Source organism: Pusillimonas noertemannii (genome assembly GCF_003096595.1).
In the GTDB taxonomy this organism is placed as follows: Bacteria; Pseudomonadota; Gammaproteobacteria; order Burkholderiales; family Burkholderiaceae_B; genus Pusillimonas; species Pusillimonas noertemannii.
Genome location: NZ_QEKO01000001.1, coordinates 1,050,664 through 1,077,505 on the forward strand (window position 1 = coordinate 1,050,664; position 26,842 = coordinate 1,077,505).

The 26,842-nt window shown below is 59.6% G+C and carries 30 protein-coding genes, 3 tRNA genes and 1 pseudogene; 11 read left to right on the forward strand and 23 right to left on the reverse strand.

What is annotated here, in order from left to right; all coding sequences use genetic code 11:
* Positions 1–45: 45 nt before the first annotated feature.
* On the reverse strand, positions 46–564 hold the full coding sequence (locus C7440_RS04970; protein ID WP_371743454.1) for a hypothetical protein: 519 nt from the start codon (positions 562–564) through the stop codon (positions 46–48).
* Positions 565–713: 149 nt separating this feature from the next.
* Here C7440_RS04970 and rpsO point away from each other — a divergent pair, with 149 nt between their 5' ends.
* Positions 714–983 (forward strand): 30S ribosomal protein S15, encoded by a 270-nt coding sequence (gene rpsO / locus C7440_RS04975; protein ID WP_017522651.1) that lies wholly within the window; start codon positions 714–716, stop codon positions 981–983.
* Positions 984–1,075: 92 nt separating this feature from the next.
* Positions 1,076–3,232 carry a polyribonucleotide nucleotidyltransferase gene (pnp, locus tag C7440_RS04980; protein ID WP_116517657.1) on the forward strand — a complete coding sequence of 719 codons (2,157 nt, stop codon included), beginning with the start codon at positions 1,076–1,078 and terminating at the stop codon, positions 3,230–3,232.
* Positions 3,233–3,372: 140 nt separating this feature from the next.
* On the opposite strand, the gene C7440_RS04985 is transcribed toward pnp, so the two are convergent.
* Positions 3,373–3,750: a hypothetical protein gene (locus tag C7440_RS04985; RefSeq protein WP_116517658.1), complete on the reverse strand. Its 378-nt coding sequence runs from the start codon at positions 3,748–3,750 to the stop codon at positions 3,373–3,375.
* 358 nt (positions 3,751–4,108) lie between these two features.
* On the opposite strand from C7440_RS04985, the gene C7440_RS04990 reads away from it, so the two are divergent.
* Entirely contained in the window at positions 4,109–5,005 is an 897-nt protein-coding gene (locus C7440_RS04990; RefSeq protein ID WP_116517659.1) for a hypothetical protein, read from the forward strand.
* A gap of 107 nt (positions 5,006–5,112) precedes the next feature.
* Here the strand turns inward: C7440_RS04990 and C7440_RS04995 are convergent, their stop codons facing one another.
* From C7440_RS04995 to C7440_RS05010, 4 genes and pseudogenes are all read right to left on the reverse strand, one after another.
* On the reverse strand, positions 5,113–5,532 hold the full coding sequence (locus tag C7440_RS04995; protein ID WP_116517660.1) for a type II toxin-antitoxin system HicB family antitoxin: 420 nt from the start codon (positions 5,530–5,532) through the stop codon (positions 5,113–5,115).
* 61 nt (positions 5,533–5,593) lie between these two features.
* A pseudogene (locus C7440_RS20040) lies at positions 5,594–5,781 on the reverse strand (type II toxin-antitoxin system HicA family toxin).
* A gap of 380 nt (positions 5,782–6,161) precedes the next feature.
* Positions 6,162–6,247, reverse strand: a tRNA-Leu gene (locus tag C7440_RS05005).
* A 45-nt stretch (positions 6,248–6,292) separates the two neighbouring features.
* A tRNA-Ser gene (locus tag C7440_RS05010) sits at positions 6,293–6,382 on the reverse strand.
* A 249-nt stretch (positions 6,383–6,631) separates the two neighbouring features.
* On the opposite strand from C7440_RS05010, the gene C7440_RS05015 reads away from it, so the two are divergent.
* The 8 genes from C7440_RS05015 (at position 6,632) to C7440_RS05050 (ending at position 18,135) form a co-directional block, all read left to right on the forward strand.
* The gene (locus tag C7440_RS05015) at positions 6,632–12,775 is read left to right on the forward strand and encodes a YadA-like family protein (protein WP_116517661.1); all 6,144 of its coding nucleotides are present in this window, start codon (positions 6,632–6,634) and stop codon (positions 12,773–12,775) included.
* Positions 12,776–12,849: 74 nt separating this feature from the next.
* The gene (locus tag C7440_RS05020) at positions 12,850–13,614 is read left to right on the forward strand and encodes an OmpA family protein (RefSeq protein WP_116517662.1); all 765 of its coding nucleotides are present in this window, start codon (positions 12,850–12,852) and stop codon (positions 13,612–13,614) included.
* 62 nt (positions 13,615–13,676) lie between these two features.
* Entirely contained in the window at positions 13,677–14,225 is a 549-nt protein-coding gene (locus C7440_RS05025; protein WP_026068036.1) for a hypothetical protein, read from the forward strand.
* Between the two features lie 168 nt (positions 14,226–14,393).
* Positions 14,394–15,374 (forward strand): NAD(P)H-quinone oxidoreductase, encoded by a 981-nt coding sequence (locus C7440_RS05030; RefSeq protein ID WP_017524960.1) that lies wholly within the window; start codon positions 14,394–14,396, stop codon positions 15,372–15,374.
* Between the two features lie 189 nt (positions 15,375–15,563).
* Complete coding sequence (gene tpiA, locus C7440_RS05035) at positions 15,564–16,316, forward strand: triose-phosphate isomerase (RefSeq protein WP_017524961.1); 753 nt, start codon at positions 15,564–15,566, stop codon at positions 16,314–16,316.
* An 18-nt stretch (positions 16,317–16,334) separates the two neighbouring features.
* Positions 16,335–16,838 carry a preprotein translocase subunit SecG gene (secG, locus tag C7440_RS05040; RefSeq protein ID WP_017524962.1) on the forward strand — a complete coding sequence of 168 codons (504 nt, stop codon included), beginning with the start codon at positions 16,335–16,337 and terminating at the stop codon, positions 16,836–16,838.
* A gap of 92 nt (positions 16,839–16,930) precedes the next feature.
* Positions 16,931–17,015: transfer RNA gene (locus tag C7440_RS05045), tRNA-Leu, on the forward strand.
* A 142-nt stretch (positions 17,016–17,157) separates the two neighbouring features.
* Complete coding sequence (locus C7440_RS05050) at positions 17,158–18,135, forward strand: tyrosine-type recombinase/integrase (RefSeq protein ID WP_116517663.1); 978 nt, start codon at positions 17,158–17,160, stop codon at positions 18,133–18,135.
* Here the strand turns inward: C7440_RS05050 and C7440_RS05055 are convergent.
* The 17 genes from C7440_RS05055 to C7440_RS05120 form a co-directional block, all read right to left on the reverse strand.
* Complete coding sequence (locus C7440_RS05055) at positions 18,109–18,348, reverse strand: helix-turn-helix domain-containing protein (RefSeq protein WP_116517664.1); 240 nt, start codon at positions 18,346–18,348, stop codon at positions 18,109–18,111. The genes C7440_RS05050 and C7440_RS05055 overlap by 27 nt on opposite strands.
* 23 nt (positions 18,349–18,371) lie before the next feature.
* The gene (locus C7440_RS05060; protein WP_116517665.1) at positions 18,372–19,118 is read right to left on the reverse strand and encodes a hypothetical protein; all 747 of its coding nucleotides are present in this window, start codon (positions 19,116–19,118) and stop codon (positions 18,372–18,374) included.
* A gap of 501 nt (positions 19,119–19,619) precedes the next feature.
* Positions 19,620–20,201, reverse strand: a complete 582-nt coding sequence (locus tag C7440_RS05070) for a hypothetical protein (RefSeq protein ID WP_133244260.1) — start codon at positions 20,199–20,201, stop codon at positions 19,620–19,622.
* Positions 20,185–20,388 (reverse strand): hypothetical protein, encoded by a 204-nt coding sequence (locus C7440_RS19790; RefSeq protein ID WP_135238881.1) that lies wholly within the window; start codon positions 20,386–20,388, stop codon positions 20,185–20,187. Before C7440_RS19790 ends, C7440_RS05070 begins: the two co-directional genes overlap by 17 nt.
* 81 nt (positions 20,389–20,469) lie before the next feature.
* A complete protein-coding gene (locus C7440_RS05075) occupies positions 20,470–20,964 on the reverse strand; it encodes a hypothetical protein (RefSeq protein ID WP_116517667.1) in 495 nt (164 codons plus the stop codon).
* Between the two features lie 70 nt (positions 20,965–21,034).
* On the reverse strand, positions 21,035–21,169 hold the full coding sequence (locus C7440_RS20175) for a hypothetical protein (protein WP_257215306.1): 135 nt from the start codon (positions 21,167–21,169) through the stop codon (positions 21,035–21,037).
* A complete protein-coding gene (locus C7440_RS05080) occupies positions 21,166–22,503 on the reverse strand; it encodes a DNA cytosine methyltransferase (protein ID WP_116517668.1) in 1,338 nt (445 codons plus the stop codon). Before C7440_RS05080 ends, C7440_RS20175 begins: the two co-directional genes overlap by 4 nt.
* Positions 22,504–22,557: 54 nt before the next feature.
* Complete coding sequence (locus C7440_RS05085) at positions 22,558–23,067, reverse strand: siphovirus Gp157 family protein (protein ID WP_116517669.1); 510 nt, start codon at positions 23,065–23,067, stop codon at positions 22,558–22,560.
* A 50-nt stretch (positions 23,068–23,117) separates the two neighbouring features.
* Complete coding sequence (locus C7440_RS05090) at positions 23,118–23,732, reverse strand: hypothetical protein (protein ID WP_116517670.1); 615 nt, start codon at positions 23,730–23,732, stop codon at positions 23,118–23,120.
* 11 nt (positions 23,733–23,743) lie between these two features.
* Positions 23,744–24,400, reverse strand: a complete 657-nt coding sequence (locus C7440_RS05095) for an AAA family ATPase (protein ID WP_116517671.1) — start codon at positions 24,398–24,400, stop codon at positions 23,744–23,746.
* 111 nt (positions 24,401–24,511) lie between these two features.
* A complete protein-coding gene (locus C7440_RS19795; protein WP_165832447.1) occupies positions 24,512–24,658 on the reverse strand; it encodes a hypothetical protein in 147 nt (48 codons plus the stop codon).
* Entirely contained in the window at positions 24,655–24,891 is a 237-nt protein-coding gene (locus C7440_RS05100; protein WP_116517672.1) for a hypothetical protein, read from the reverse strand. The genes C7440_RS19795 and C7440_RS05100 overlap by 4 nt, the downstream gene beginning before the upstream one ends.
* Positions 24,892–25,307: 416 nt before the next feature.
* On the reverse strand, positions 25,308–25,592 hold the full coding sequence (locus C7440_RS05105) for a hypothetical protein (protein ID WP_116517673.1): 285 nt from the start codon (positions 25,590–25,592) through the stop codon (positions 25,308–25,310).
* Complete coding sequence (locus C7440_RS05110) at positions 25,589–25,906, reverse strand: hypothetical protein (RefSeq protein WP_116517674.1); 318 nt, start codon at positions 25,904–25,906, stop codon at positions 25,589–25,591. Before C7440_RS05110 ends, C7440_RS05105 begins: the two co-directional genes overlap by 4 nt.
* A gap of 186 nt (positions 25,907–26,092) precedes the next feature.
* Positions 26,093–26,467 carry a hypothetical protein gene (locus tag C7440_RS05115; protein ID WP_116517675.1) on the reverse strand — a complete coding sequence of 125 codons (375 nt, stop codon included), beginning with the start codon at positions 26,465–26,467 and terminating at the stop codon, positions 26,093–26,095.
* A gap of 32 nt (positions 26,468–26,499) precedes the next feature.
* Positions 26,500–26,676: a hypothetical protein gene (locus C7440_RS19800; protein ID WP_165832448.1), complete on the reverse strand. Its 177-nt coding sequence runs from the start codon at positions 26,674–26,676 to the stop codon at positions 26,500–26,502.
* Positions 26,673–26,831 carry a DUF1391 family protein gene (locus tag C7440_RS05120; RefSeq protein ID WP_116517676.1) on the reverse strand — a complete coding sequence of 53 codons (159 nt, stop codon included), beginning with the start codon at positions 26,829–26,831 and terminating at the stop codon, positions 26,673–26,675. Before C7440_RS05120 ends, C7440_RS19800 begins: the two co-directional genes overlap by 4 nt.
* Positions 26,832–26,842: the final 11 nt, after the last annotated feature.

Genomic DNA, 26,842 nt, shown 5'->3' on the forward strand with positions numbered 1-26,842 from the left:
CCGGGCATGAAAAAGCGCCGGCAAGGCCTTGCCGGCGCTTTCGGCTTAGAAAAAGGGCAGGAAATCGTCCCGCTCGTACATGGGGTCGGGGCCGGGATGAAAACGCGTGACGCGCTCGCCGTCCGTGCCGAAATACACATGCATCAGCGAGTTCCAGACACCGCTCTGCTGGTATCGGTAGCTCCAGACGATCTGTATGGAAGAGGGCAGGCCCACGCCGCCTTGCTCGGCCGGGGGGCCGAACTCGCAAAGCACCTGCTCGGGCGTCCAGCTGCCTTCGCCCAGTTTCTTGAAATGCTGGTCGGTAAGCAGCTGCGAGATTTCGCCGACCCGCCCCTGGGCGTCTACGTCGGTGCCCCAGGCAAACTGGCCGAAGGGCTGGCCGCTCCAGATGACGCGCTGGCCGCCATTGGGCAGGGGGCACGAGTAATTGGGGCGGCCGAACTCGGACTGGACCTGCGCAAGAGGCGTGCCGGGCGGCACGCTTTTGAAGGTGGTGCAGCCGTAAAGCAGGGCAAGGGGCAACAGGGCGGCCAGTGCGAAGCGGCGCAAGCAGGGGGGAATCATGACGTGCACCAAATCCGTTATAATGCCAAAGTCTTAAGATTACCTCATGCCACAAGGGCATGGTGTGACTCTTTCGATTCAATTGTTATTGTTCATCCATTCACGTCCGGGCACCTCGGCCCTGACGCATGTTAACGAGGCTAAAAATGTCTGTTGCTGACATCAAAAAATCCGACATCGTCGCGCAATTTCAGCGCGCGCAAGGCGACACAGGTTCCCCCGAAGTGCAAGTAGCTCTGCTTACGGCACGCATCAACGAACTGACCGGTCACTTCAAGGCTCACATGAAGGATCACCATTCACGCCGCGGCTTGCTGCGCATGGTCAGCCGTCGCCGCAAACTGCTCGACTACCTCAAGGGCCGCAACCCCGACGCATATCGCGCTCTGATCGAAAAGCTCGGTCTGCGTAAGTGATACCCGGGGCGAGCTCCCCACTATGTACGACCGTGCACACTGCGACCATCGTCGCCGTGTGCACGGTTTTTTTATTGTAAGGATATTCCGTAATGTTTAATAAAGTGACCAAAACCTTCCAGTATGGTCAGCATACGGTGGTTCTCGAAACCGGTGAAATCGCGCGCCAGGCATCCGGCGCCGTGCTGGCTTCGATCGGAGACACTGTTGTACTGGCGACTGTGGTTGCGGCGAAGCAGGCCAAGCCGGGCCAAGACTTTTTCCCTCTTACCGTCGACTACGTTGAAAAAACCTACGCAGCCGGCCGTATTCCCGGCGGCTTCTTCAAGCGTGAAGGCCGCCCCTCCGAAAAAGAAATCCTTACCTCGCGCCTGATCGACCGTCCGCTGCGTCCCTTGTTTCCCGAGGGCTTCTACAACGAAGTGCAGGTCATCATCCACACTGTCTCGGTCGACCCTGAAATCGATCCCGACATCGCCGCCATGGTCGGCGCCTCGGCCGCCCTGGCCATTTCGGGCATTCCCTTCAACGGCCCCATCGGCGCGGCGCGGGTCGGCTACCTGAACGGCGACTACGTGCTCAACCCCACCGCCAGCCAGCTTGCCGAATCCAAGCTCAACCTGGTGGTGGCCGGTACCGAGGCCGCCGTGCTGATGGTCGAATCCGAAGCGCAAGAGCTTTCCGAAGAAGTAATGCTGGGCGGCGTGGTGTTTGGCCACGAGCAGATGCAGGCCGCCATCAATGCCATCCACGAACTGGTCGCCGAAGCCGGCAAGCCCGAATGGGACTGGCAGCCCGCACCCCGGAACGAGATTCTGATCACCGCCATCAAGGCCGCCGCGCTTGAAGGCCTGCAGTCGGCCTACAGCATCCGCCAGAAGCAGCAGCGCACCGCGCAGCTGCGCCAGGTGTACGCCGACGTCAAGGCCAAGATGCTCGAGCACGCCACGGCGCGCGACGAAGCGGCTCCCGACAACGTCGAGATCGAAAACATTCTGTTCGACATCGAATCGCAAATCGTGCGCAGCCAGATCCTTAGCGGCGAGCCCCGCATCGACGGCCGCGACACCCGCACGGTGCGTCCCATCAGCATCCGCCTGGGCGTGCTGCCTCGTGCGCACGGCAGCGTGCTGTTCACCCGCGGCGAAACCCAGGCCTTGGTGGTCGCCACGCTGGGCACCAAGCAAGACGAGCAGATCATCGATTCCATCATGGGCGAGTCGCGCGACCGTTTCATGCTGCACTACAACTTTCCTCCGTTCTCCACCGGCGAAACCGGCCGCTTCGGCGTGCCCAAGCGCCGCGAAATCGGCCATGGCCGCCTGGCCAAGCGCGCGCTGGTCGCCCTGCTGCCCGAGCCGCAAGACTTCCAGTACACCATCCGCGTGGTGTCTGAAATTACCGAATCCAACGGCTCTTCGTCGATGGCTTCCGTATGCGGCGGTTCGCTGGCCATGATGGACGCCGGCGTGCCCATCAAGAACCACGTCGCGGGCGTGGCCATGGGCCTCATCAAAGACGGCGGCAAATTCGCCGTGCTGACCGACATCCTGGGCGACGAAGACCACCTGGGCGACATGGATTTCAAGGTGGCCGGCACCGAGCAGGGCGTTACCGCCCTGCAGATGGACATCAAGATCCAGGGCATCACCAAGGAAATCATGCAGGTCGCGCTGGCACAGGCCCGTGAAGGCCGCCTGCACATCCTGGGCAAGATGCGCGAAGCCCTCGAAGGCTCGCGCACCGAGCTGTCCGAATTCGCGCCCCGCATGCTCACCGTCAAAATCAACCCCGAGAAGATCCGCGACGTCATCGGCAAGGGCGGCGCCACCATCCGTGCCCTGACCGAAGAAACCGGCACCCAGATCGACATCGGCGACGACGGCACCATCACCATCGCCAGCGCCGACCTCGACAAGGCCCGCGAAGCCGAGCGCCGCATCAAGGAACTTACGGCCGACGTCGAAGTGGGCCAAGAGTACGAAGGCCCCGTGCTGCGCCTGCTGGATTTCGGCGCCATCGTCCAGGTGCTGCCCGGCCGCGACGGCCTGCTGCACATTTCCGAGATCGCCAACTACCGCATCAACAACATCAACGATGTATTGAAGGTAGGCCAGGTCGTGCGCATCAAGGTCATCGAGGCCGACGACAAAGGCCGTCTGCGCCTGTCCATGAAGGCCATCGGCGGCATCGAGGCACAAGGCGGCCCCACGGGTCCCGTGGCTGCCTCCGAGACAGCGGCCGACTAAGCCCTCTTGGCTCGGCTTGCATCCAGGGCTTCATAAGCCCTGCGGTCCGAGCCAGGCGACGCGGCGTGGAAACCCACAAGCCGCATTCAAGCACCCGCATTTGGAATTGCTCCAATTGCGGGTGTTTTTTCATGCGTTAATCAGCCGCCCGAAGAGCCCGAACTGCCCGAGTCCTCCGTCTGCTTGGCCGAATCCGCGTCTTTGGTGGCCGTACCGTGGCCGCTTCCTGTGCCCGTGCTTTCTGTGTCGGTGCCTTCGTTCCCGCTGAAGTCGGTCTTGTCCCCGACCTGCCCGCTCTTGGGCTTGGTTTCCCCGCTTTCAGATGTCTTGGTCCGGTCGGACCGGCTGTCTGCGCCCTGGGACTGGGGGGCGCTGCCGTCATTGCCGGTGGCGCCGTTATCGGCGGCGCTTCCTCGTTCGGCTTGGCCAGCCTCTGGAGCCGGACTGGTCTGCGCCTGGCCCGGCAGCGCCCAGGCCAATGCCAGCGTACACAGCGAAAGGGCGATGAAATGCTTCATGGTGCTCTCCTGGAAAGCTGTGCCACGCAGCGCCGGATGGCGGCTCAAGGCAGCAGCCCCCCGGGCAGCAGTTATTGTGCCCAGCACGAATACCCCCCGAAAATGCGCCCGCCGACATGGGCGGGCAAGGTTTTTGCTATGCGCTCACCAACCCATGGCGTGAACCTTCTGCGAGCGCGACGCTACGGGAATAGTTCTGGAACGAGCAGTTGATCCGGTGAACCTGCAAGGAGCGAATTATGCGATCGATACTTTTGTGGCTATTGGGTGTCCCCATTCCGATCATCATTCTGCTGGCTTTGTTCTGGCACTGAATTCTTGAGGCTTGAAAGCTGCGTCAATCATTAAAGGACACGTCATGCAAAGAACCGAACCCACCCCGGGCTACGCCTCGAACCCCTATATCCCTACGGAATCCACCCGCTCGGCCGTGTCATGGGGAGCCGTCATTGCCGGCGCCGTGATAGCGGCCGCCTTGAGCGCCATGCTTATCACCGGCGGCACCGGACTGGGATTTCTGGCCGTGTCGCCTTGGGAGAATGACGGCGCCTCCGGAACCACCCTGGCCGTCGGAACCATAATATGGCTCTTCGTCAGCCAGATCATTTCTTATGCCGTGGCCGGATACGTGGCGGGAAGGCTGCGGACCAAATGGGCGGATGCCCGCGGAGACGAAATCTACTTCAGGGATACGGCCCACGGCTTCCTGGTCTGGGCGCTGAGCTTCGTCGTGGCCCTCGCGCTGCTGGGCTCCACCGCGGCTTCCATTGTTTCGGGTACCGCGCGAGCAGGCGCCTCGATGGCCCAGACCGGCACCACCGCGCTTGCCGCAAGCGCAGCCGGCGGCGACAGCGAAGAAGGCGGATGGTCGCTGGACTATTTCGCCGATGCATTGCTGCGGCCGAACGACGTCGACCCCTCGAGGGCCCAGGGCGACGTGAAGCGCGAAGTATCCGTAATACTGGGCAGGAGCGTCGCCCAGGGCGAAATCTCGGGAGAAGACAAAACGTATTTGACCAGGATCATTGCCCAGCGGGCCGGTGTCAGCGAAGCCCAGGCGCAAGAACGCCTGGATCAGGTAACCGCCCAGGCCAAGCAGGCCGCCGACGAGTTCGAGGCCAAAGCCCGAGAGGCCGCGGACGCCGCACGCAAAGCCGCGGCCGCGCTGGCCCTTTGGATATTCGCATCGCTTCTGGTGGGGGCCTTTGTGGCCAGCCTGGCCGCCACCATGGGGGGCAGGGCCAGAGACCTATAGAGCCGATTTACAGGTTTACAGTTTGGGGGCTGCCGATATCAGGCAGCCCTTTTTGCATGCGCTCAGCACGGGTCTACCCCCGTCTTTCCCGGCCTCAACTTCTCGCGTCATGCGACTCTGACCTCTAGGCTTTTACCAAGCGAATGAAAGGCCGCTTCGATGTTCTCAAGCTTGGACGAGTGGCGAAGATCAATTAATCGGTCTACTTGAGGCATATGGACATTCAAGCGGCGCGCCAACTCGGATTTGCGAACGCCCTGGGAAACCATTTCGTTTGCAAGCAATACCTTAGCGGTGACCAAGGCAGGCAAGGTAACGCTTGGCTGTCCGCGCTTTACTTTCGATGGCGCTGGGACGATCCTCTTTTCGTCGAAATAGATTTCGATAGCCGCTTCCAGGGCGTCAAGGCCGTTGATCAGCGCTTCAGTTTCGTCTTCTGCGACAGAGATAGCCTCAGGGATGTCGGGGAATTGAACAAGGAACGTGCCGTTCGTGTCAGGAGTAAGAGTGATTGGGTAGGTCAACATTTGGTAATCCTCTTTTGGGCGATGCGCGATTGCAGACCCCGAAGGGCCTGCCGTACTTCATTTATTTGATACCGAGCTGCTTCTTGATGGTTTCGATAAGTCCCTTACCCATCTCTTTCGAACCGTGATCAGGAAAGATTGTGTCGTTTTGCCATTGAGCGTTACTCGGTAGTGGCTACTTCCGGACCTGTGTTTTTCAAACGTTGCACCTTGTTGTCTGAGCCACTTCCTGAATTCGCTGTATTTCATCGCCCCCCTTTTTAATGAACATAAGCGAAAAATACAACATAAATGTTGTATTTATCTAGTGCTTACGCAACATAAATGTTGTTTTTGGGTCGATCTGGAGATGGCGAAACTGAAACCGCCAAAGAATGGGTCAAGCCTTTCGAGGCAACCGCAAGAGGTTCACGCCGACCAGGCCAAGCCTATCACCTACGGGCGTTGAGGGAAGATCTACGACCGCCATAGGTGTGGTGCAACGTCGTACCAGCTGCTGCTGTTCTGGTGCAGTTCGTCAGAACTGTACCTTATGCCGATTGCCCGCAGCAGTATTTTGCAGGCGCAATTCTCCACAGGCTGAGTGGTTGGATTTTGCCCAATGCCCTTGGCTAACCGCTTGATTTTATTGGTGCGTCCAGCCGGAATCGAACCGGCACGATCAATGATCGAGAGATTTTAAGTCTCTTGCGTCTACCAATTCCGCCATGGACGCAAACCCTTGAGAAGCCGTTGCCTTGCGCACGGCTTTTTTGCTTGATGGCGGAAGCGGTGAGATTCGAACTCACGGACGGGTTGCCCCGTCGCCGGTTTTCAAGACCGGTCCATTCAACCACTCTGGCACGCTTCCAGCAAAGCACGCAAGTTTAACGCATGGCGAGGGTGCTTGTCATATAGACGGGCATTTGTCCTGCCGCCTCGATATTTCCACCATGCGTGCGCAAATTTCATTGTTTCAAGTGTCAAACATCATCAACTTTGTAAGATTCGGACGCCTCTGTACTTATTTCAAAGATTTTCAGTTGTTTTCCAAAAGTCGGTTGCCATAGCCCCACCCATACTTGCCCCCGATTAGGTACAGCCCCACTCGGAGAGCAAGATGAACAAAGCGTACAAGAGTATTTACAACGAAAGGACTGGTACTTTCGTTGCCGTAGCAGAGAATGTAAAGGCGCGAGGCAAGCGGTCTTCCAGCCGTGTTCGCACCGCAGGTGGAGTAGCCGCAGTGCTGGCTTCGGGCGCATTGTTGATGGGAAGCGCGCTGGCCGAGGTTGTTGTCAATGAGCCCGATAACACCATTAATTTCACCGCTTCTGGTGGCGAAATCAATTTCCAAGGTGGTGGTGGCAGCATTACTGGCGTGACCAGCATCACGGGCCTGACCGGTTTGATGGTGGGCGGCTCACTGAGCGCCACTCAGATCACGGTAGGCAGCAATGCGGCTCTCAACGCTACCAGTACGGACGCCGTAAGGGGGCAGCAGTTGTACACGACCAATCAACAACTGGGCACTGCACAATCAAATATCACAACGCTGCAGAACCAGGTTAGCAATCTTGGCACGTCGGTCGTAACTAACAGCCTCAATGTCGCGAGCGGTGCTCTCACTGCGTCAAGTGCTGGCGTCGCCATTGGTTCCAATCTCAATATGGGCACCAATAAGATTACTAATCTTGGTGACGGCATCATCGACGAGAACAGCACGGATGCGGTCAACGGCCGGCAAGTCTATGATCTCTTTTTTGAGTCTGGTACCGCTGGTGGGGTAAGGTATTTCCGCGCTAAATCGGCAGCGCCCGATTCGGAAGCGTTAGGCGAAGAGTCCATCGCAATCGGCCCCAACTCCGTGGCCGAAGGCGACAGCAGTTTTGCAGCCGGCGATGGCGCTAAAGTATTGAATGCGAGCAATGGCACCAACTCGACCGCTGCGATCGCGATCGGGAAAGACAGTGAAAGCAGCGGCGTGGGCAGTACGGCAATCGGCCAGGAAGCCACTGCTTCCGGCGGCGGCGCGATAGCGCTGGGCAGCGGTGCAAAAGGGCTCGGAGCCAGCGGAATTGCCTTGGGCACCGGCGCAGAGGCGAATGCCGAGAATAATATTTCGATCGGCAGCGCTGCCGGCTACAACGCGAATCCTGACCTTGCCGGCGACCAATCGCACAATATTGCCATTGGCGCGCAGACGGGTCAAAACGTACGTGGTCAGTTCAACGTTGCGATGGGCGACCAGGCGGGCAGCAACGTTGCGGGCAACGACAATGTTGCCTTGGGGCGTGGGGCGGGTACCAGCCTGGTGGGTGACGGGAACGTTACTATCGGCTGGAATGCGAACAGTGGCCGCTCTGCGAACCGCGCTGTCGGCATCGGACAAGAGGCCGATGCCGAGACCGAGGGCGTAGCGATCGGCTATAACGCATTGGCCGGCAATACGGGCGTGGCCTTGGGGCGTCAGACAACCGCCCTGGGAACCGGAACCGCCATCGGCCCCAACGCTCACGCGGACAGCGGTTTCGTTGCTTTGGGTTTGAACTCCTGGGCGGTGGAGGGCGACGTATCGGGCAGCAGCCGGTTTACCAACAGGTCGTTCGAGGGCAGTGCCGTTTCCGTGGGCAGTAGCCAGGCCGGCAGTGAGTTTACGCGCCGTATCGTCAACGTAGAAGATGGTGCAAACGATACCGATGCGGTAAACGTGCGCCAATTGCAGCAAGCAGTGTCTGGCATTGACCTGAGCGATATTGATTTTGCGGACGGTGTGATCAGCAATCTTCAGACTCAAATCGACCAAAACATGCTGCACTATGTCAGCATCAATGACAACGGCATCCCCAAGGGCAACAACAGCAATAACGGCGCCGACGCAGCCGCCATCGATTCGATTGCGATAGGCCCTGACGCCACAACCAAGAATAGAGACGCCGTCGCCATCGGCCATCTGGCCGGCGCTGAGGGCGATTCGGCCGTGGTGCTTGGCCATAATATTAAAGGCCTGGGCAGGAATTCCACCACTATCGGCAACTCCCAAACAGAGGCGCGTGATGAAAGCGGTGTGGCCATTGGCACGCACGTGGTGAGCCGTGATCAGAACTCTATTGTCATTGGCAGAGACTCCTATACAGACCGCCAGGCCAGTGGCCCTTCTGTTGAAAATTCGATTGTGATCGGTACTTCGTCCCGCTCGACCGCGGCCGAAGGCATCGTCATTGGGCGCAATTCGCTTGTCAATGCGCCCAAGGGCATTGCCCAAGGCAGCGAGGCACATGCGACAGCAGAGAACGCGATGGCATTTGGCACTACGTCCCGCGCCGCCGCGGTCGATTCGCAGGCGAGTGGAACACAAGCCCAGGCATACGCGGCCCGTGGCATCGCCATGGGAACCCGTGCCCGATCGGGCGACGCCGATCCCAACGTCGAGGATCTCGCCAACAATCGCGATTCCATTGCCATCGGTTCGGACTCGATCGCCGAAATGAGCAGCAGCATCGCCATGGGAAGAGAAGCCGAGGCGACAGCCAATTATGCGCAGGCCCTTGGGTACGACGCTCAAGCCAGCGGCGAGGAATCCATTGCACAGGGCCGTGGCGCCATTGCACTCGAGCAACAGGCTATTGCGCTGGGTGCCGGAGCGCGGAGCACTGCCGAGCGCGCGGTTGCATTGGGTGCCGGAGCGCGAAGCACTGCTGCTGATGCGCTTGCACTGGGGGCAGGAGCACAGGGCGCGGCTGCCAGTGCGGTTGCAGTTGGCCGGGGCGCAACCGCCGCAAACGCGCGTTCAGTCGCTCTGGGTGACGGTTCGGTAACCGATGGTGCAGTAGGCACTACAAACGCAAGCCTCAACGGTATTACCTATGGCAACTTCGCGGGCAACACGCCCGTCGCGACGGTAAGCGTGGGAACGGCGCTGGAGAAACGTACTGTCACGAACGTTGCTGCTGGCCGGATCAGCAGTACAAGCACCGACGCCATCAATGGCAGCCAGCTATACGCAACTAATGCGGTGCTGGGGAATTTGGCCAACACAACGGTAAATATTCTAGGGGGCGATGCGCAACTGGCCCCGAACGGCAGCCTGAGCATGAGCGACATCGGCGACACTGGTGAAAATACCGTACACGACGCTATCAAGTACGCTGCGCAGGGTTGGAATGTCAGTGCTGATGGCGACACTGCAACCAACGTCGCCCCCGGCGGTTCGGTGGACTTCGGCAATACCGATGAAAACATCGAGATCACGCGCACCGGCACAGGCCTATCGTTCGACCTAGCCGATGATATCGAGATCGGCAACAGCATCACCGTTGGCGACACCGTGATCGATGGCGACAGCATCACGACCAACAACCTGACGGTCGGAGGCGAGACCCGCCTGGGCGACAACTTTGTGGTGAACAATGTCGGCGATGTGACCTACAACGGCTATGAAATCGCCACCGAGAACGATGGCTTGAGCTTCGCGGGCAACACGGGCAGCGTCATAGACAAGACCTTGGGCGACGGCACGCCGCTGACCATATCGGGCGAACTGGCAGCAGGCGAGGAGGCCACCGGCGCCAATCTGCGTGTGGACAGCGCAAGCGGCCAGTTGAACCTGGTGATGGCGCAAAACCTGACCGACCTGAGCAGCATCACCATCAACAACGGCGGTCCGGTGATTCATGAAGGCGGCATCAACATGAACGACAACCGCATCACCAACCTTGCTCCCGGCGTGGATGGCACCGATGCGGTGAACGTCAATCAATTGGAGGACGTGGAGACGGCCGCCAGTCGCGGCTGGGACATCAGCGCCAATGGCGGCAATACCCAGACCGTGGCCCCCGGCGATTCGGTCAACTTCGCCGATGACGGCAACGTGGTGGTCAGCAATAGCGTGGACGCAGACGGCAACCATACGGTCGATGTCGGACTGGCCGACGACATCACCGTGGACAGCGTGGCGCTTAACGGTACGGACGGAACGGATGGCCTGACCATGCGTGGCGCCCAGGGTGCTCCGGGCTTGGACGGCGCAGACGGCATTACCCGCATCGTCTATGAAGATGCCGACGGCACTGTGCATGAAGTCGCGACCATGGACGACGGCCTGAACTTTGCCGGCAACACGGGCGATACCATCGCCAAGAAGCTGGGTGAGACGCTGACCGTCTCGGGCGGGCTGGCTGAGGGTGAGGATGCTACCGGCGCCAACCTGCGTGTGGACAGTGAAAACGGCCAGCTGAACCTGGTGATGGCGCAAGACCTGACCGACCTGAACAGCATCACCATCAACAACGGCGGCCCGGTGATTAATGAAGGCGGCATCAACATGAACGACAACCGCATCACCAATCTCGCTCCTGGCGAGGATGGCACTGATGCGGTGAACGTCGATCAGTTGGAGGCCGTCGAGACGATCGCCAACCGCGGCTGGGATCTCAGCGTTAACGACGGCGATGCAGAGAATGTGGCTCCAGGCGATGAGGTGAACTTCAGCAATACTGATGAGAACATCCGCATTTCCCAAAACGGCACCGATCTGACGTTCGATCTGAACCCAAATCTTGACCTGACTCCGGACGGCAGTCTGACGATCGGTAACACGCTGGTCAACAATGCCGGCTTGACGGTAGAAGATGGTACCAACGTGACGACAACTACGGCCGCTGGAACGACGGTGACCAACGGTAGCGACACGACCACAGTGGAGGCCACCGGTACGACGGTGACCAACGCCGCGGGCGCCATGACCACAGTGGAGGCTGGTTCTGTCTCGGTAGCCGATGCGGCCGGCAATGAAACGACTGTTGGCGGCACCCAGGTCGTAGTCGGCGGGGGCAATCCGGTCACGATCGATGGCAATGCCGGCATCATCAGCGGCCTGCAGAACCGGGACATCGACTATCCGGAGTTCGCGGACGGTTCGGGCCGCGCAGCGACCGAAGAGCAGTTGGGCATCGTCAACGACGCGGTAGGCGATCTCGCCGACACCCCGCTGACCTTCGCTGGCGATGCCGGCAGCAATGTCGAGCGCAAGCTGGGCGAGACGGTGAACCTGGTGGGAGGCGCTGCCGATGAAGCAGCACTGACCGACGGCAACATCGGTGTGGTGGCGGACGGCGCCGATACCCTCGAGATCAAGCTCAACAAAGACATCGACCTGGGCCCAGACGGCAGCGTCACCACCGGCAATACCGTCATGGACAATACCGGGCTGACGGTCAATGATACGACGGCGGGCACATTGACCAGCATCGGCTCCGGCGCGATTGCGCTTGCCGACAGTGATGGCAATGTCACCACCATTGATCCGACCAACGTGACGGTCGGCGGGGCTTTCCCGGTCACCATCAACGGCAACACCGGCGTCATCGCCGGCCTGCAGAACCAGAGCATCTTCTACGGCGGTTTTGCCGACGGTTCCGGCCGCGCGGCGACGGAAGAGCAGTTGGGCTCGATCACCAACTTCCTGGGCCTGGAGGAAGGCGCGGACGGCAGCCCCGTGTTCAACTACAACGGTCAGGACCATGCCTCGCTGGCGGACGCGCTCGATAGCATGCACTGGAATGTCGAGGCGCCGGCTCCCGACAACTCCGGCGGCGCGGGTGGCGGTTCCGGCGGTGGCTCGGGCGGTGGCTCGAACAATGCCGGCGGCAACGGCGGCGGCAACAGCACGCCCATCAACAACGGCAACACCGTGGGCTTCGTCGAAGGCGACAACATCGTCATCTCGAAGACGGAGCGGCCCAACGGCGCGGGCGCGGACATCAAGGTGTCCGTGGCCCAGGACATCAGCCTCAACTCCATCACTGCGGTTCAGGTCAACGCGGGCCAGATCCAGGCCGACGAGATCCAGATCAGCAACGGCGGCCCGATCATCAACGAGAACGGCATCGACATGTCGGGCAAGCCCATCACCAATGTGGCGGCGGGTGTGAATGAAACCGACGCGGTGAATGTGGGCCAGCTGCAGCAGGCCACGGGCAATCTGCAAGGCCAGGTCAACAGCCTGCGCAACGATGTGCGCCGCCTGGACAACAAGCTCAGCGCCGGCGTGGCGGCGGCGATGGCCACCGCGGCGCTGCCCCAGGCTTATCTGCCCGGCAAGAACATGATGGCCATGGCGGGCGGTACCTGGAACGGCGAGTCGGGCATGGCGATTGGTTTCTCGGGCATTACCGACAACGGCAAATGGATCTACAAGTTGTCGGGCAACGCCACGTCGCGCGGCGACTACGGCGGCGCCGTGGGCGTCGGGTACCAGTGGTAGGAAGGCCGGAAGCCAAGGGCGCATCGGCCGGAACGATGCTGATGCGCCGCACTTATCTTGAAGGAATCTAGATCATGAGTACAAAATTGATTGGGGCCGTGGCTCTGCTCAGCCTGGCTGTCGCCGGCTGCGGAACGTTGAGCAAGGTGGACGCGAATGGGCATAGCGACAGCCCGGTGTTCCCCGAGGTGGACAAGACGACGTTCCATACCGGCTCGTATCCGAACGTCGACAATCTGCGCCAGGTGCAGGAGGGCGTCACGCGCGACCAGCTCTACGACCTGCTGGGCCGCCCCCATTTCTCCGAAGGCTTCCGGGTGCGTGAATGGGACTACCTGTTCCACTTCAATACACCCCAGGGCCTTAAAACCTGCCAGTTCAAGGTGCTGTTCGACAAGGACCTGATCGGACGCAGCTTCCATTGGGCGCCTGCCGAATGCGCCGATATTCTGAAAACCAAAAAGCCCATGAAGCCGTTCTCGCTTTCGGGGGACGTGGGCTTTGCCTTTGGCAGCGCGGTGCTGACGGCGGCGGGCCAGGCTACGGTGCGCGACATTGCCGGACAATTGAAACAGATGCCCGAAGTGCGGGGGATCACCGTTTCGGGCCATACGGACCGAATCGGCGACGCGGCGTCCAATCAGCGCCTGTCGCAGCAGCGGGCCGAGGCGGTGCGGCGCGCCCTTGCCGCCGAAGGCATTCCGGCGAGCTCGATACAAGCGCAAGGTTTCGGCAAGGACAGGCCGGTGGTGCAGTGCGACCAGCAAAATCGCACTGACCTCATCGCCTGCCTCGCGCCCAACCGCCGTGTCGACATCGACGTTCAGGGCCAGCGCTAGCCTCCTTCAGTCCTTCAGGCCGCCAGGGTGCTCCTGGCGCGCCTTTTTCTTTCTTGAAAGCGATGAATACTCTATTGAAGTTGGCGGCCGTGTCGTTTGCGGCAAGCCTGGCCGCATGCCAGCACACTGCACCCAGCCAGATTCCCGAGCCCGTCGATCCGGTGCCGCCCGTGGTCGGAAGCCAAGGCGCATCAGCCGCGCCGGCGGCTGTCCCCCGAGTGGCGCCGCAGCCACGACCGGCCACTGTCATTACCTTGCACCTGGCGCAACAGCAGCAAGAACCTTCGCTGATCGAAGTCGATGCGGGAGGGAAAACGCCTTTGTATGCCTTGCCCCGGCCGGTGCTGATCCAGTCGGACATCGGACGGGTATCGCCCGTCGATACGCCGCAAGGCAGCTTTGTCTTGCTGGAGATGAATGAGCGGGGCATACCGAAGCTGCACAGCATTACGCAACAGGCTCGGGGCCACTACCTGCTGCTTAGCGTGCAGGGGCAGCTGGTCAGTGTCGCCCGAATAGGCGAAAGCATCCGCGACGGCCGCCTGCTGGTTCCCACGCAAAGCCTGCAGCATAGCCGGGCCATTGTCAGGGCGATGCGCGGCGGCTCCTGAAGCGCCGGTTTCCCGCGCCGGCCACCCCGCCGCCTCACGGGCGCCACCGCATCCGCACGTCTTCGTTGGCGCATTGCCGTCGCCGCATAGGCGATAATGGCATCTTGCGCAGCGGGCTTCGCCTCAAGACGAGGCGGCCCCATGATGTCAACGAATACAGGAGCCGATATGAAAGTGGTGGAAATTACAAAGGCGGGCGGTCCCGAGGTGCTGGTGCCGGGCCAGCGGCCCATGCCCGAGGCCGGGCCGGGCGAGGTGCTGATCAAGGTTTCCGCCGCGGGGGTCAATCGGCCCGACGTATTGCAACGCATGGGCGCGTATCCCCCGCCTCCGGGCGCCTCCGATCTGCCGGGCCTTGAAGTGGCGGGCGAAATCGTCTCCGGCGATGCGGCCGCGGGCGGTTTCTCGGTGGGTGACAAGGTATGCGCACTGGTGTCGGGCGGCGGGTACGCCGAATACGTCGTGGCGCCGGCGGCACAATGCCTGACCATCCCCAAAGGCTTGTCCGAGATCGAGGCGGCGGGCCTGCCTGAAACCTATTTCACCGTCTGGAGCAATGTGTTCGATCGCGGCCGCTTGGCCCAGGGCGAAACATTGCTGGTGCATGGCGGCGCCAGTGGCATCGGCACCACGGCGATTCAACTGGCCACGGCCATGGGCAACAAGGTCTACGCCACGGCCGGCAGCGACGAACGCGCGCGGGCGGCCGAAGAGCTGGGTGCGGTGCTGGGCATCAATTACCGCAATCAGGATTTTGTCGAGGAAATCCGCCGGGCAACCGATAAGAAGGGCGTGAACGTCATCCTGGACATGGTGGCCGGCGACTACATCGACCGCGACCTCAAATGCCTGGCCGACGACGGACGCATCGTCATCATCGCGGTGCTGGGGGGCGCCAAGGCAACCATAGATTGCGGCCAGATACTGCGTCGGCGCCTTACGGTCACCGGTTCCACCCTGCGCCCGCGCCCGGTGGAGTTCAAGGCCGACATCGCCCAATCGTTGCAGCGCCACGTGTGGCCGCTGCTTGAATCGGGCCGCATCAAGCCCATCGTGCACAAGACCTTTCCGCTGGAGCGGGCCTGCGACGCCCACGCCATGATGGAAGCGGGCGAACAGATCGGCAAGCTTGTTCTTACCGTGGGTTAGGCACGCTTGGCTGCATGCCCGGTATCGGGCTACAATGCCCGGTTAACTCGATATTTGTATTTTGCCCTGGAAGGCATGCTTGTGCACGGCGCAAGCATGCTTTAGGAACAGCGCAAGTGTGCTTTGGGACGACGCTCTTGCGAGGCTCTTGGCGCGCGGCCCTTGGGGCATGCGGTTTTTTGGAAATCAATGAACACAGCTTCTTTTCGCAAGCGCCTTGTCATGGGCAACTGGAAGATGCATGGCGGGCTGGAAGCCAACGCCGGGCTGCTGGCCGACCTGCGCGCCGGCGCGGGCATTCTGGCCGACTATTGCACGCTTGCCGTGTGCGTGCCTTTTCCGTATCTGGCGCAGGCGCGCTCGCAGCTTGAAAACAGCGCTGTCTCGTGGGGGGCGCAAGACGTCTCCGCGCACGACAAGGGCGCCTACACCGGCGAGGTTTCCGCCGCCATGCTGAACGACTTCGCCTGCACCTGGGTGCTGGTGGGGCATTCCGAACGCCGCGCCATGCACGCCGAGACCGACGATCTGGTCGCGGCCAAGGCCAAGGCGGCGCTGGCGGCCGGCCTGGTTCCGGTGGTCTGCGTGGGCGAAACACTTGAACAGCAGGACGCCGGCCAGACGCTTGCCGTCATCCAGCGCCAGCTGGCTCCCGTGCTGGCCCTGGGTACCCAGGCTGTTTCCCGGCTTGTGGTGGCCTACGAGCCCGTGTGGGCCATTGGCACCGGTCGAAGCGCCACACCTGCCCAGGCCCAAGACGTACACGCCGCCATTCGCGCCAGCCTGGCCTCGATCGACGCTGCGCAGGTGCGAGTGCTGTACGGCGGTAGCGTCAAGCCCGACAATGCCTCCAGCCTCTTCGCCATGCCCGACATCGACGGGGCCCTGGTGGGCGGGGCGTCGCTGGTGGCGGACGAATTTTTACGCATTGCAGCCGCATAGGCTTCGGAGTTTTTTCAAATGAATTGGTTGTCACCTTTACTTCTGGCGATTCAGGTCATCACCTCGCTCAGCATCATCGTGCTCGTTCTGTTGCAGCAGGGCAAGGGCTCCGAAATGGGCTCCGCCTTTGGCAGCGGTTCGGCGGGCAGTCTTTTTGGCGCGTCGGGCGCCGCCAACTTCCTGTCGCGCATGACCAAATGGGCCGCCATCATTTTTTTCCTGTCCACCATCGGGCTGGCCTATACGGCCCACCGCACGGGCGATTCCATTCTCGACGGCGGCCTGATGCAAGACTACCAGGCCCCCCCGCCGCCCGCCGCGGGTAGCGCGGTGCCGTCCGTGCCCGGAGGCGAAGCCGCTCCGGGCGAGCAGGCGCCCCAGGGCCAGGCGGTTCCGTCCGCTCCGGCCGAGGGCGCGTCCACGCCTCCGGCTGCCGACAGCGCTCCTGCACCGGCCCAGAATTCCCAGGTGCCCGAACAGCCGGCCCAGGTTCCCGAGGCGCCCGCGCAATCCGCGCCTTGATGCCGAGGGCGGGTAAGCGGCATTTTTGCAGTACCGCCCAACTTGCCCCTATGCACATCAAAAAACGTGCTAAAATTGCGTTCTTTGCATTTGCCGACGTGGTGGAATTGGTAGACACGCTATCTTGAGGGGGTAGTGGCGAGAGCTGTGCGAGTTCGAGTCTCGCCGTCGGCACCATAGTATTGAAATCCATTGAGTGTATATAATCAAAATCATTCAAATTCAATGGATTAGCAGGGAAGGGTAAAAGCGGTTGACTGCCTAGAATCAACTTTTCTACGCAACGCTCCCCAAAAACTCCCCGCGAAACTCCCCACACATGGCGAGCATTCAGAAAACAGCCAAAGGCTATAGGGCGCAACTCAGTATAAAGGGTGTGCGCGACAGCAAGGTGTTCCCTACCAAACGCGAAGCCGTAGACTGGGCGAACCGGCGCGAGCTAGAGCTACGCGACGACAGACCTGCGGGCGACAAGCACAGTCTACGTGATGCGCTTCGCAAGTATGCCAATGAGGTATCTCCCCACAAACGGGGAGAGCGTTGGGAACAAATCCGGCTTGCCGCCTTCGAGGGCTATTTACTTCCGCTCGATAAGGTGATGGCCGATGTGACGGCGGCTGACATTGCCCTGTTTCGTGATTCGCGCTCTAAGGCCGTAGGCGCGTCTTCTGTCCTACGAGAGCTAACGGTACTGTCTAGCGTATTCGAGGCCGCACGGCGCGAATGGGGCTGGATACAGGGCAATCCCTGCCGCGACATACGAAAGCCGCCTAGCGTCAAGCACAGAGAGCGAACTATTGCTTGGTGGGAAATAAAAAGAATGTTGCGGGAAATGGGGTACGCCAAGCATAAGCGAGTCGCCAGCACAGGCCATGCGGTGGCCGTGTGCTTTCTCGTGGCGTTACGTACAGGTATGCGGGCAGGGGAGCTATGCGGCCTAACGTGGGCGCATGTTCATGATGACTATTGCCACCTTCCAATCACGAAAAGCGGCAAGTCTCGGGATGTTCCGCTTTCATCCAAGGCGCAACGATTGTTGGCTCAGATTCGCGGGTGGGATGATGTCTTGGTATTCGGCCTAAAGACAGCCAGCCTAGATGCTTTATTTCGTAAGTATCGGTCTAGGGCGGGTCTATCTGGCTTTACATGGCACGATTCGCGCCACACAGCAGCCACAATGATGGCTAAGAAGCTTGATGTGCTGACGCTGTGTAAGGTGATGGGCTGGGCGGATACGCGCTTTGCACTCGTTTACTTTAACCCGAAGGCGTCAAGCATTGCCGCGATGCTGGGTTAGATACCGGCGTAATTCTTCGCCTGTAATCCTGCCGTCGATCACACGCAGCTTACCTTCGGCGATCCGCTTTTGCAGCGTGTTGTAGCTCACGCCAAGACGTGCGGCGGCATCCTTCAAGTGGTAGCACACCATGCCCTCGATAGCGTGGTTTGCCCCAATGCGGGCCGCTTCGATCAGCATAGACTCTAATTCGTGCCGTTCGATTGTCAGCATGTCATTTCCTCCGGATCATTCGTTCATTCATTGCGCCTCTCCATTTGCCGCCATGCTTCCTCTTCTTCGGGCGTGACGGGTGGGGTGTCGAGCATAGGCTCGACAGTGGGGTTAACCCTATGATTGGTTGCTGGTGGGGCGGCGGCGAGCATTTTCGGCCAGGCGCAGGCAATTCGGCCCAGCCACTCGTGGTAATCCATACCTAGACCCCCAGACCCAGCGCCAGCGTTAATCATTTCCTCTGTTAGGGCGTGGGGCACGACGGCAAAACTTGGCACCTTCACCGGCTCGGCGGGTTGTGGTGTCGTGTATATAGCGACGGTTCCTTCCTGCGGCTTAGGCTGTATCTGACACATATACGACCATCCCCGCTGCACTTTATTTAACTGGTCCTTGCGCACATAGCCCACCGGCTCACCCCTGCGCTGGCTCCCAAGCCGGTATGCTTCGTGCAGCATGGCTACATCCGTATCAGCGTAGTCACCGTCTAGGCCGATGGTTGTGTCGTAACCGTGGCGGTCGAGCCAGTTGGTAAATGATGTGTCGGGCAACTCCCTGCGCTGTCGGTCGGCCACTTGCATGGTCAACGCGTTTATGTGCCGGGCCAAAGTGGCAGCAAGCTCTTCCAGTGATTCGGGCGCTGCGATCCCTTGAGCAGTCAGAGCTTTGCGCAGCCTTTCGATATTCACCCCTTCGAAGTATTGGCCGTTAGGCCTGGGGCGAGAATCGTGCTTGCGGTCGGCTTCGATGGCGGTATTTTTAGGTTCCATATTTGACCTCTTCCATAATTAAGTCGCCGTTTTCCCCTGGCCCGTTTCGAGCGTGCCATTGGGCGTGATGCTCTCTACATAGCCACCTGACTTCGAGCGGCATCAAGTAGTCATCATGATGTGCGTCAACAGTCGGATTACCACATTCCTCGCACGGCTCGGGTGTCAGTCTCCCTAGCTTTATGGCGTTATGCGCCTCCGTCCTGGCTCTGTATTTGAGCGGGTATCGCTGCTTATATTCTTCTTCTCGGGCTGCGATCTTTGCGGCGTTTTCTCGCCTATATCGCCTGCTGCTTTCCTTTCGCGCTTCGGCGTTAGCGGCTCTATACTCAGGCCACAACTCCCTTTTCCTCGCTAATATTCGCCCTCTGTTGGCGCGGTGATAGGCCGCCGCACATTCTTTGCACACACTTCGGAATCCTGTACGGCTCTTCTTGTCGATGTGAAAATCCTGCGCAAGCTTGACCACTTTGCACTCTTTGCACTGAAGAATCGGCTCAATCATTCCCCATCCCCCTCAATGCGGCGGGCGTGGTCGATAGAAAGCAGAAATGCCCTAAGCGCCTTCCATTCGTGATTGCGGTATCCGCTGTCCACATACACGCGGCAATTCTCACCTTTGGCTTTGGCGAACTCTTGCGCGCTCTCCATCGTGATATACGTCGCGTAGTGTTCCCATTCCTCAAAGTATCCTGTCCGAACGTAGCCCTCTGGCTCGTCTCCCGTATCGTCGTACCGGGCCTCAAGATCGGCAGCTTCGTCGCCTTCCACGAGGTCCCCGCTGTCTGTATCAAACCAGCCAATGTTGTCGGTGCAGTCGGTATCGAGGCCGGTCACTATCCGCTTCTTCTGAACGGTAAATATCGGGTCGGCAGTACAGTGTTCGAAGGTGTCAGCAGCGATGCGCTCAGCCATCAGTCGAATATTGGCTGGTATGGCATCCTCCCGATCTTGCGATTGCAGCGCTGCGCGGCCTTCTACCCACCCTTCATACCTAGCTTCGCAATACAGCGTGCTGTTGTATTTTTCTCGATACCACGCCTCAAACTCGACGCGCTCTTGTTCGTCAGACTTGGTTGTCATGATTGACCTCTCCCTGTGCCGCATCCGCACAGCCGTTTTTTAGATGCCAATGTGGGCACCACAGCCATGGGTTGTCCGGTTCGTCCGTATCCCACACCCAGCCGTCGGTGAGCGGGTCCAAGCTCGGGGGCGCTTTCCCGCACACCGCGCAACCCGCCCACATCTGGGTCAGCAGATCCTTGTACATGGCATTCCTCGTATGATCGTGGGTTGCCGCAATGGCAAAGCTTTGGCCAGCACGGCCAGCAGTTCCAAACATTGCCGGCGTTCATGATTGTTCCTGTGCGAGTGCGGCGCGTGGTGCTTCTGGCATCGGCATCCAGTGCGTCGGCGGGCTTATGAAGCTCGTCATGCGAGGGATAGATCGACCGCTTTTTGTTCCCACAACGGTGTTCTGGCCGTCCATGCAGTGCCATGCAAACCCATCAGCGGGGCAGAATGCTGCACATACGCCAGCCTCCGGGTGGTAGACAATTACCTCCGTCCCATCCTTTGGCGCTGTCTCTATCGGCTGCCACTGCTGAGACTCCCGCAACGCATCCCTCTCAGCCAGCAAGGCGCGCGCCTCCTTCTGCGCTTTCAGTAAGGCAAAACCGCGATCAAGGGCGCTTTGTCTGGCTTCGTCTCGTTCCGCGCACAACCGACGTAATTCCTTGCTGTCACGGTGATGCTGCGAAATCAGGCCGTCGATATAGTCCGCCGCCTCTAGCATGATGGCGCTCGTAGGTGAGGCGCGTAGCCGATCGGTAAGTGACGTGCTCATATCCACTCCAATACCAGCGCAGCCACAAAGCAAGCGGCGGCGACTAGCAGAACAATCTTCGTATGTCGTTTCATAGGGAAATCCATAGGATGATGGCGATCCAGATCAGCACGATGGGCGAGATAGCCCGGCCGATTTCGATCCAGTCTTCCCGGGTAGGAACGTGCCATTCGCCTTCGTCGTCGGTGTAGGTGGGTTTGGTCATGACGATTCAAATTGGTCTACTTGCTGAATGCGCTTACCGATCCAGCGAACGTTATTGACGCACCAGCTATTGCCCAGCGCCTTGTATCGGGGGCCGTCAGGGCATTGGTCTGCTGGCTTGTTGCGCCATTGGATGCGTGTGTAGTTGCGCGGAAAGGATTGCAAGGCTTCGCATTCCTCGGGGGTAAGGCGGCGAACCTGCATGCCCAGCAGAGCCCCGTTGTGGCGCCGCGACCCGTTGTTGCTGTCCAGCGTGGCATGCACGTCATCGATGCGCACGCCGCTCTGGCTCGTTTGGAATGCCACGGCCTGATGCCCTCCGCCATTAGAGTGACTGCCTGCATGGGCCATCGCTCGCTGAGTGCCAGCCGCCTCGACGCCGACCCCGAACCCGTTCTGGCCGCTGCTTTTGCAATCGAAAGCGATGGCGGGCGCATGGGCTCCGGCAGCCAACGGATGGCACGGGTCTCCGGGTTTCGGGTTGCTCCCGTTCTCTCTGCTGGTGATCTGGGTGGTGTCGAACGCGACTGGCACCAAAGGCGTGCCTCGCCCAGTGCCATCCTCACTGGCGTCGAAGCCTTCGGCTTTCAGCGTGTGCGTGATGTCGCCGGTGATGCACACCGCCGAATTCTGCGAACACTTCAGCGGTGCACTGGTGTGCGGGTCTGGTTTCAGATGGTCGGGCTGCACGTATCCGCTGCATGCTTCGTCTGTTCCTGGAAATCCACCTGCGCCAGTGCGGCTTGCAAGGGTGCCGGCAGTTTCTTCCCCCGTGCCTCTGCTCGGCGCAGGATGCCCCGACATGCTGTGGCGCTCAAAAAGAACCGCCGCGGCACTTCTCCAGTCTCCAAGACATCCGACAACGAACACACGTCGGCGTCGCTGGGCCACTCCAAAGTACTGAGCGTCCAGAATTCTGTAGGCGAACCCATACCCGAGTTGGCCCAGCATCCCGAGGAAGGTTCCAAAATCCCGTCCTCGATTACTCGACAAGACGCCGGGGACGTTCTCCCATACCACCCATTTGGGGCGATACTTTGCAGCAATGGCGCCAAAGGTAAGCATGAGGTTGCCACGTGGGTCATCCAGTCCTTTTCTGAGTCCGGCGACACTGAATGATTGACAGGGAGTTCCTCCACACAAAAGATCGACATCTGCATCTGGCCACTCCTTGTATTTGGTCATGTCGCCCCAGTTCGGGACATTGGGATAGTGATGCGCCAGCACAGCGCAAGGGAATGGTTCGATTTCACTGAAAGCGACGGCGGACCATCCGAGGGGATTCCAGGCCACGCTAGCGGCTTCGATTCCAGAGCAGACGCTGAGAAAGCGCACAAATTCAACCCCAGCCCTTATTAGGGGCCGGGCTCCATGGTGGTGGGAATTGGGTTACTTGACTGCGAGTCGGAAGCCCTGAGTCAGCTTCGCGCCGGGTATTTCTGCCCCGTCCTTTAGTGCCTGCAACATGAGTCGCTTGTCAGGCACAGGGGCGGGTGGCGGCGGGTCCGTCAGGTAGTCGGCGGGCAGTTGGCGTTCGTCGAATATCTCGACCTTCGGCGGGTTCTTGGCTACTTTGATACTGAATAGCGGGGCGTCGATTCGCTCGATATTGCACGCCAGCATGTTGTCCAGCACGTACTTGCGTAGGGCGTCTGCTCGAGCTTGGCGGGCCTTTTTCAGGTCTTGCAGGCGCTTAATCTCCGCGTCGATGGTCGGGATATCTGCTTCCATCGTGCGGGCTACCATTTCGCAACCCTGCGCCTTCTCGGAGATTGCATCAGGCAGGCCGGACGCTTCTATGGTGTCGCTGATCGTATCCAGATCAAAGTCACCATCAGCTAGAAACATTGCCAGGGCGCGGTACTCGGATGCGAGGTTGTATAGAGCGGGTGCACTCATGTTCTATCCGGGCAGCTTATTGGGCCGCCCGGTCCTGTTGTTGGCTATTCTTAGAATTCGTCGCCAAATGGGTCGTCGGGCTCACTGCCTCCAGCGCTGGCGGGCTGGCTGCCGTAGTCGCCGCCTGTGCGCTCGTCCTTGTCTTTCAGGGAGGCGATCATGCCGCTAAGAGCTTTGGGCTGTGTGGCGCCGTCCAACACCTCTTTTGCGGTCAACTCGGTGCTTGCCTGGAATGGCGCAAAGATGTTGAACTTGTAGCCGTCTTTGCCGTCATTCTTGGTGTACAGCACCTTTTGAAGTACGAGCCCGACCGCCTTGTTATGCAGGGCAGGAAAGCCCACGACTTGCCGGGGGTTACCGTTGGCGTCTTTGATCGTGGCCTGTTTTGGCTGAAGCTCGGAGACGCCCATCACCGTCATGATGGCGTTGAGTACCTTGTATCCGTACAAAGCTTCACCACGCTCGTTGTAGGTCCATAGGGTCAGGTAGTTTGCCTGCTGGCCCTCGCGGCTCTTAAACGAAAACTCGATACCCTCCGTGCCCTTCTTGCTGGTTACAGCCTCGGCGAGCGAGAACTCGCCGATGTACTTGCCGGACTGGTCGATGTAGTTGTTGGCATTCGCCTGACGGGCGGCGGCAGGGTCTGCGGTATAGCTGCGTTGCATGGAAAGCTCCTTTAAGCGGGCTGCTCGGTTAGTTCGTAATACTCTTGGATGGCTTGGTCGACGGCGCGAAGATCGTTATCAATCGTCTCGGCGTCGAATAGGCCCATTGGGGTCTTCGTGGTATCGCTGCCGTTATTGCGGGTGGCGAACAGGTATTGACCGTCTCGAAGTTGGGTGCGAAGTACTATCGTCACCATGCCTTCAAGGGCAATTTTTTCGTCCAGCATCCGGCCAATCGTCTTGATTTTGGTGTGGCCTGACTCGCTGGTTTCGATGTGGCTCAATATATAGACGCGCACATCTTCGGGTAGAGCGGCTGCGGCGTTGATGATGTCCCAGGCGTTCTTCCCAATTTCCGTAAACTTGTTGAAGCCCGTTTCGTTCGTGCGGCGCATGAACTCGTTCGCCATCACGTACTGGAAGTCATCAAGCACGATGACCTTGCGCTTGGTCTTTTGCATGATGTTGATAATCTGCGCCGCGCTGTCCGTCTGAAAGATGTTTCCTTCCTTGCAAACCTCCTTATCGAAGCGCTTCCATGCCTTTGACTTAAAGGGCAGGGGTTTCTTCACGGCTTGGATAAGTAGTGTTTCTGCTGCCTCCATGTTGCGCAGGCTGGTTGTTTTGCCGGTTCCGGATTCCCCGAGAACCATAGTGACGATGCTCATAGTTGTTCTCCAATTCGTGCGATTCGGGCTGCTTGAGTTTTGCGACGATTCGACCGGCGCCGCCCCGGATGACTGGCTCAGGTAAGCCAGGCAGGAAATACTCTTCGGCTTTCATAAGACCGCCGTGAGCAGGTGATCTGCCGCCAGCCATCCAGTCACGAATAAAACGGTTAGCGGGTACGCATACCAAGGCGCCTTATCGGTGTCGCCCGGCTGGCGGTAGCATTCGAGGGTTATGCGGCTCAGCAGCTGTTTCATTTGGCCTCCATATATCGAATTTCCCACCACTCGTATTGATCTGGATCAGCCTCATCGGCCAATGCCTGGGCTTGTTGGGTGATGATTTCTTGCCAGTACTTCGGGGGCTTGCCGAGAAAGTCCTGTTCGTTGCGCATTGCGTGAGCCAGGGCGTGCCAGACAAGCTGCGGACAAAGGTCGACGCAATCCTGATCGACGACGCCCGAGTCGGGGTCTCGCGTGATAGTCAGCATGGGGATCTCCTTTGGGGAGTCAGAATGGGTGGAGGGTGCGCAACCGCCTTGAAGCAGGCTTGTTGGCTTTACACGTATCGGATTTCAGGAGAAGCGCCGGGGGCTAAAGTCCGGCGTACTGCGCACCCTCGCGAAAACTCACGGCGACATGGGCTTTCGGGAGGATGCTGATATAAGAATTTGGGTTATGTCAGGTTCGCGGTGGAAGTTGATTTAAGGGTGGGCCCGTATCGTGGAGCCCATGACGCGAAGCTGCACCGCCCGGCCGCACAGTCGCAACCCGTTATCCATATTGGCGGCGAAAATTTGCCACCTTTCGGCTTCAGCCTTTGCTCTTACCTCCCGGAACGGCTAGGCGGGCGACCAATATGGATACTTCATGGCCCTGCGCCGCAACCGACGCGGGCAGGGGTGGCCTATGGGTTATGGCTGGCCGGGCCGGGGAGGGGTGGGAGTAGGGCCTGAATGGAATCGAACACGAACCCCTCGACATGCACTCTGGAATCGTGCAATAGGTTCAATACCGATTCCACCGCCTCCCTCACACAAGCGTCTTTGTAGGCTTCGGCCTGGTCCACAGTGATAAGGCCCGATATCGTCAGGCCTGGCGTATCGAGGTCGACGCGCTTTAGGTCTACGACTCGAGCTCCGCTTGGGGCGGTGTAGAGGTAGGCGCAGGGGGTGGGCATCGTTACCTTCATGGCTGTTTCTCCATTGCGGCGTCGATCAGCCTTCCAAATTGATAGGCGATGTTGCCGAAGCCCCCGGAAAAATGGTAGCAGCCTGTCTCGTCGGGCTGTCCAAACATGGCTCGCACCATTTCATTAGTAGGATAGACTGGCACCGTCGCCCAGCCTTCCCGTAGCCTCTGCACCTCAGGAGATTGCAGGACGGCTTGCTCGATGAATGGCAATAGCGCCTCTGCCAGTGCGCCAGCTCCAAGATCATGCTTACCATCAACGCGGCGTATCTCTTGGGCTAGATCATCCACGTTAAGCAATGCTTCAGTGGTCATGGCTGGCTCCCTCAGTCTTGGCGGCAGGCTCTTGTTTGTGAGGACATTCGCCTAAGTAGCCGCAATACTTGCCGCCGACGATCACATACCCGCACATGAATCCGGGTCGGATCGAGCCGCGGACGGCGCAGGTTGGCTTTGGGTCTTGTTTGTGTTCCATCTTGTTCTCCTTGTTATCCGGCGCAGTCACTTAGCCAGCGATGCGGCGTATTCGATTAGGTAAATCTTTGGGGCGATCCAGATTTGGAGCCAGTCGAGACTCCATGCCAAGCTCGGAAGGCCGTAGAGAAAGCACAGAAAAAAGGCCACTAATGCTGCCGGAGGCATATTTTCGCCATCCCAAAAATCGGTGTTGCGCCAAACGCGGACTATTGCAATGGTGACGCCAATAAACCCCGCGATGGACAGCGAGAACAGCAGTCCGGACATAACCGCCTTCCACACCAACAACTGCTGAATGACATCCGGCAATTGTGCCGACAAGAACTGGGTACCGGCGTCGATTCCCTGCGTCGCCCTGGCCAGTATTTCGGCCAGCGCCGTTTGTAGTTGTTCGTTCATATGTCCTCACATGAAAATCGCAGCGCTGACGGTCAGCGGCGATGGGGTTGGGTTGGCTGGGTTATTCGCACGTCCGAAATGTGCTTCATCTGGCGTAGCTTTTCCGCGGCGCGCTCGGCGTCCGCTTTGTCTTTTGCGTAATACCGGCCTGAAAATTCCGGGTTTCGGTACCGGACGTAATCCACGCGCCAGGCCTCGACGATTTTCATTTCACGATCACGCCGCGCTTGGACAGCCAGCGAATGGCGGCAGGGCGGGTTTTGAAGGTCTTGGATTGGGCGAGCGTCAGCGCGAGGTAGCCATCGGCGGTTTCGATTAAGCCGCGGCTGATCCGCTCGTTGTTGCCTTGGTTGAGTGTTTGCATATCTATCTCCT